Here is a 6,187-nt window from a genome sequence, read left to right as displayed (position 1 = left end):
TGTGTTCGGGCGCGGCGTGAAAAGAGGAGAGGCCCCGGCTGCTGTCTCCAGCTGTCGGGGCCTCCTTGTTGGGGGTTGGCGGCTACCTACTCTCCCGCGTGTGACCGCAGTACCATCGGCTCGGCGGGGCTTAACTTCTCTGTTCGGAATGGGAAGAGGTGGACACCCGCGACATAGCCACCATTATCTTCGGTTCCCTCTCGGGCTTTCCTTAATGATGTCGGGGGGTGCTTTGATATACTTGGGAAGAGAGGGAGGCTAGGGTACGCGCCTTTCGGGGAAAGCGCTCGGGCAATTAGTACGGCTCGGCTTTGGCATTCCTGCCTTTACACCTGCCGCCTATCGACGTGGTCGTCTCCCACGGCCCTTAAGGGATTTCTCATCTTGGGGTGAGTTTCGCGCTTAGATGCTTTCAGCGCTTATCTCATCCGAGCGTAGCTACCCTGCGCTGCGGCTGGCGCCACAACAGGTCCACCAGAGGCTCGTCCATCCCGGTCCTCTCGTACTAAGGACAGGTCCCCTCAAAAATCCTACGCCCACTACAGATAGGGACCGAACTGTCTCACGACGTTCTGAACCCAGCTCGCGTGCCACTTTAATCGGCGAACAGCCGAACCCTTGGGACCTTCTCCAGCCCCAGGACGTGACGAGCCGACATCGAGGTGCCAAACCTCCCCGTCGATATGAGCTCTTGGGGGAGATCAGCCTGTTATCCCCGGCGTACCTTTTATCCTTTGAGCGATGGCCCTTCCATGCGGAACCACCGGATCACTATATCCGCCTTTCGGCCCTGCTCGGCTTGTGGGCCTCACAGTCAAGCACCCTTCTGCTATTGCGCTCTGCGCACGGTTACCAAGCGTGCTGAGGGTACCTTTGAAAGCCTCCGTTACTCTTTTGGAGGCGACCACCCCAGTCAAACTACCCACCAAACACTGTCTCCCTCTCGGGGATTAGGCTCCAAGCAACTGAAGGGTGGTATTTCAACGTTGCCTAACCGACGCCTAGCGACGCCGGATCAAAGGCTCCCACCTATCCTACACATCAGTTACCCAGAGTCAATGTTAAGCTATAGTAAAGGTGCACGGGGTCTTTCCGTCCCGTAGCGGGTAATCGGCATCTTCACCGATACTACAATTTCACCGAGCTCACGGCTGAGACAGCGCCCAGATCGTTACACCATTCGTGCAGGTCGGAACTTACCCGACAAGGAATTTCGCTACCTTAGGACCGTTATAGTTACGGCCGCCGTTTACCGGGGCTTCGATTCAATGCTTCGCCTTGCGGCTGACATCCCCTCTTAACCTTCCGGCACCGGGCAGGTGTCAGGCCATATACCTCATCTTTCGATTTCGCATAGCCATGTGTTTTTGTTAAACAGTCGCCTGGGCCTTTTCACTGCGGCTTCTCTGGTTGCCCAGAGGAAGCGCCCCTTCTCCCGAAGTTACAGGGCCATTTTGCCGAGTTCCTTGGCCGTGATTCACTCGAGCACCTTAGGATTCTCTCCTCGACTACCTGTGTCGGATTGCGGTACGGGTAGCGTGACCTTAAACGCTTAGCGGGTTTTCTTGGAAGTCTGATTAGGGCCGCTATCCCCTCGCCCGGGGGCTTGGGGTACTATCGCGTTTCAGCAGGTCCGGCGTACTTGACTACCGGTCCTATACCTACGTGCTTCAACCTGGTATTCCGTCACCAGGCGGGCCTTTCACTGCTCCGTCACCGCATCGCTGGGTCACGCTAGTACTGGAATATTAACCAGTTGTCCATCGACTTTAGCCTTCGCATCCGCCTTAGGACCCGACTAACCCTGATCCGATTAGCGTTGATCAGGAAACCTTAGTCTTTCGGTGTGCGGGTTTCTCGCCCGCATTATCGTTACTTATGCCTACATTTGCTTTTCCCGACGCTCCAACGCCCATTGCCAGGCGCCTTCGCCGCAGACGGGAATGCTCCCCTACCACAGAATAAATTCTATCCGCAGCTTCGGTAATATGCTTGATGCCCGATTATTATCGATGCCCTGTCGCTCGACCAGTGAGCTGTTACGCACTCTTTAAATGAATGGCTGCTTCCAAGCCAACATCCTGGCTGTCTAAGCAACTGAACCTCCTTTGTTCAACTTAGCATATATTTAGGGACCTTAGCTGGCGGTCTGGGTTCTTTCCCTCTCGGCCTGGGACCTTAGCACCCCAAGCCTCACTGCCGAGTATGTTTCATGGCATTCGGAGTTCGTCAGGATTCGGTAGGATTTGACTCCCCCTAGTCCTATCGGTAGCTCTACCTCCATGAAACTCAACCTCGACGCTGCCCCTAAAGGCATTTCGGGGAGTACGAGCTATTTCTCAGTTTGATTGGCCTTTCACCCCTACCCTCAGGTCATCCAAATGCTTTTCAACGCAAACTGGTTCGGACCTCCACTGTGTGTTACCACAGCTTCATCCTGCCCAAGGGTAGATCACAAAGTTTCGCGTCTACCCCCCCTGACTGTGCGCCCTGTTCAGACTCGCTTTCGCTGCGGCTCCGTCTCTTAAGAGACTTAACCTCGCCAGGGAGGAGTAACTCGTAGGCTCATTATGCAAAAGGCACGCCGTCACCCAACTAATGGGCTCCGACCGCTTGTAGGCGCATGGTTTCAGGTTCTTTTCACTCCCTTATTCAGGGTTCTTTTCACCTTTCCCTCACGGTACTGGTTCACTATCGGTCTCTCAGGAGTATTTAGCCTTGCCGGATGGTACCGGCGGATTCAGACGGGATTTCCCTGGTCCCGCCCTACTCAGGATACCACTAGGGCCGAAAAGCTTACGCTGACGGGGCTTTCACCCTCTATGGCCTACCTTCCCAGGTAGTTAAGCTTCGATTTCCGGTCCCACGTCGTGGTCCTACAACCCCAAAGCCGCCGTGACGGCCTTGGTTTGGGCTAATCCGCGTTCGCTCGCCACTACTTGCGGAATCACTTTTGTTTTCTCTTCCTCCGGGTACTTAGATGTTTCAGTTCCCCGGGTTCGCCCCTGTAAACAGGTGGCTGGTCTTCAACCAGCCGGGTTGCCCCATTCGGATATCCGCGGATCGATTCGTATGTGCCGATCCCCGCGGCTTTTCGCAGCTTATCGCGTCCTTCATCGCCTCTGAGAGCCTAGGCATCCTCCATGCGCCCTTACTTACTTTCTCCGCCGTGCTTGCGCACGGCGCGTACTCTAGTTTTGTTTCTCTCTCTTCCCAGTATGTCAAAGAACCCCCCGCCGGATACGCTGCGCCACGGTGTGGCATAGTTTTCCCGGCATGTGCGGCAAGGACCCTGTCGGTGCTTGCCTTTTTGCTGTTGCCCTAGGTCAGGCGTCGTGGTGGAGAATAACGGAGTCGAACCGTTGACCTCCTGCGTGCAAAGCAGGCGCTCTAGCCAGCTGAGCTAATCCCCCATGGTAATCGTGGTGGGCCTGCGTGGACTCGAACCACGGACCTCTACATTATCAGTGTAGCGCTCTAACCACCTGAGCTACAAGCCCTACTTGGAATGGTAGGTGTCCGCTTCTGACCTAATGATCTAATATCCCGAAGTTTTCAAGGGAAGGGACAGACAGGGGAAACGGCGCCGGCGGGCGCATCCCCAGAAAGGAGGTGATCCAGCCGCACCTTCCGGTACGGCTACCTTGTTACGACTTAGCCCCAGTTACCAGTTTTACCCTAAACCGCTCCTTGACGGTGACGGTCTTCAGGTCTCCCTGACTTCCATGGCTTGACGGGCGGTGTGTACAAGGCCCGGGAACGTATTCACCGCGTCATTGCTGATACGCGATTACTAGCGATTCCAGCTTCACGGGGTCGAGTTGCAGACCCCGATCCGAACTGAGACGCACTTTTTGAGATTGGCATCCTGTTGCCAGGTAGCGACCCTCTGTATGCGCCATTGTAGCACGTGTGTAGCCCTAGGCGTAAGGGCCATGATGACTTGACGTCGTCCCCGCCTTCCTCGCTCCTTGCGGAGGCAGTCTCCCTAGAGTCCCCACCTTGACGTGCTGGCAACTAGGGATAGGGGTTGCGCTCGTTGCGGGACTTAACCCAACACCTCACGGCACGAGCTGACGACAGCCATGCAGCACCTTGCTTTGTGCCCCGAAGGGAAGCCCCATCTCTGGGGCGGTCACGCGCATTCTAGCCTAGGTAAGGTTCCTCGCGTATCATCGAATTAAACCACATGCTCCACCGCTTGTGCGGGCCCCCGTCAATTCCTTTGAGTTTCACCCTTGCGGGCGTACTCCCCAGGTGGATTACTTAACGCTTTCGCTAAGACGCCGACATTCTATCGCCGACATCGAGTAATCATCGTTTACGGCGTGGACTACCAGGGTATCTAATCCTGTTCGCTCCCCACGCTTTCGTGCCTCAGCGTCAGTTACAGCCTAGTAAGCTGCCTACGCAATCGGTGTTCTTGAAGATATCTAAGCATTTCACCGCTACATCTTCAATTCCGCCTACCTCGTCTGTACTCAAGCCGACCAGTATCAACGGCGGTTCCGGGGTTGAGCCCCGGGCTTTCACCGCTGACTTAATCGGCCGCCTACGCACCCTTTAAACCCAATAAATCCGGACAACGCTTGCACCCTCCGTATTACCGCGGCTGCTGGCACGGAGTTAGCCGGTGCTTATTCTACAGGTACCGTCAGTTCCCCACGCATGGGTGTTTTCTTCCCTGTCAAAAGCAGTTTACAACCCAGAAGGCCTTCATCCTGCACGCGGCATGGCTGGGTCAGGCTTCCGCCCATTGCCCAATATTCCCTACTGCTGCCTCCCGTAGGAGTCTGGCCCGTATCTCAGTGCCAGTGTGGGGGACCATCCTCTCAGACCCCCTAGCCATCGTCGCCTTGGTGGTCCGTTACACCACCAACTAGCTAATGGCACGCATGCCCATCTTGAACCGATAAATCTTTAACCACACTCGGATGCCCTCACGTGGTCTTATGCGGTATTAATCCGGATTTCTCCGGGCTATCCCCCAGTTCAAGGTAGGTTGCATACGCGTTACGCACCCGTGCGCCACTGTGCCCGAAGGCACCGTTCGACTTGCATGTATTAGGCCTGCCGCTAGCGTTCATCCTGAGCCAGGATCAAACTCTCCATTGTAGTAGATTCGTTTGACTGGTCTCAATTATACTATAATAAAGACAGTCGATTTTGTAAAGACGTCGACCGCCGTTCGCTAATGTTTCCTAGACTAACAGACTAGCTGTATGTCTTCTTTTCCTATCTGTCCCATTCTCTCAAAGAACCTCGCCGCCGGACTGTCTCCGGCGATCTGCGAACCGTCTCCGGCTCGTTTCCCCTCCTTCCGGAAGGGGCTGCAAAGGTAGCGACTTTCTTCGAATCTGCAAACCTGAGCGGCTTTTTTTTTCTCTATTTTTTCCCGTAACCCTTTCGGCTCCGGAGCCTCTTTCCGGAAGCGGATGCAAAGGTAAGAAGAATCTCTCTCTCTGCAATGTTTCCCGAAAACTTTTTTCTCTTTTTTTCTCCCCGCCCTTCCGGCTGGAGAACCTCTTTAAAGAGGCGCAAAGGCAGGGATTATTCCCGTTCCCGATGCTTGAGAAGCTTTCTTTTTCTTCCGATCCCGGCCGGCCCTTCCGGCCTGCCGCCCCCTCTTTTCAGTTGGGGTTGCAAAGGTAAGGAGAAGTTTTCCAAACGCAAGGGAAAAGTAAAACTTTTTTCTTGCTCTCTCTTTCTTCAGCCTCTCTTCCCCCCTCCTGCCGAGCGGGCTGCAAAGGTAAGAACCTTTTCCCGATCCGCAAGGAAAAAGATGAAACTTTTTCCGGGTGCCCCCGTTCCTATGAAGTTGTTATCCCCTCTCCTGCCGAGCGGGCTGCAAAGGTAGGGAGAAATCCCGCAGATACAAGCGGTAGCCTTGGATTTACTCCTCTTATTAGCCCCTTTCAGCGAGTTAGCCTCGGGCGCTGGGGTATAACCCGCCTGAGCGGCAGGGAGTTCCGCGAGCGGAAATATTTTTTACTTTTTTTCACTCTGCCGCCGCCTTTTGCGGCGCGGGCATCGGGCAACGCCTGCCGGACCGACCGCTGACTTGTTCTCGGCTGCTCTGCCGACAAGTACAGCTACCGCGTTTTAAGCCTCTTTTCCGGAAATCGGCGCCAAAACACACCCTCTCCATATGCAAGAAGGGGAGGCAAGCTTTCGCCTGCCTCCCCTT

2 tRNA genes and 3 rRNA genes are annotated in these 6,187 nt (G+C 55.1%); all 5 read right to left on the bottom strand.

Going from position 1 to position 6,187, the window contains the following annotated elements:
• Positions 1-73: 73 nt before the first annotated feature.
• The 5 genes from rrf to A8O23_RS21115 all read right to left on the bottom strand — a co-directional run bounded on the left by rrf (position 74) and on the right by A8O23_RS21115 (position 5,115).
• Positions 74-185, bottom strand: a 5S ribosomal RNA gene (rrf, locus tag A8O23_RS21135).
• 89 nt (positions 186-274) lie between these two features.
• A 23S ribosomal RNA gene (locus A8O23_RS21130) occupies positions 275-3,166 on the bottom strand.
• Positions 3,167-3,336: 170 nt separating this feature from the next.
• A tRNA-Ala gene (locus A8O23_RS21125) sits at positions 3,337-3,413 on the bottom strand.
• Between the two features lie 10 nt (positions 3,414-3,423).
• Positions 3,424-3,500: transfer RNA gene (locus A8O23_RS21120), tRNA-Ile, on the bottom strand.
• Between the two features lie 105 nt (positions 3,501-3,605).
• A 16S ribosomal RNA gene (locus tag A8O23_RS21115) occupies positions 3,606-5,115 on the bottom strand.
• Together the 16S, 23S and 5S rRNA genes with 2 tRNA genes alongside form the textbook arrangement of a ribosomal RNA operon.
• Positions 5,116-6,187 lie beyond the last annotated feature (1,072 nt).

Source organism: Rufibacter roseus, from assembly GCF_001647285.1.
Taxonomy (GTDB): Bacteria; Bacteroidota; Bacteroidia; order Cytophagales; family Hymenobacteraceae; genus Nibribacter; species Nibribacter roseus.
The sequence above is the reverse complement of the archived record's forward strand: the minus strand, read 5'-3'. Positions and strand labels throughout refer to the sequence as shown.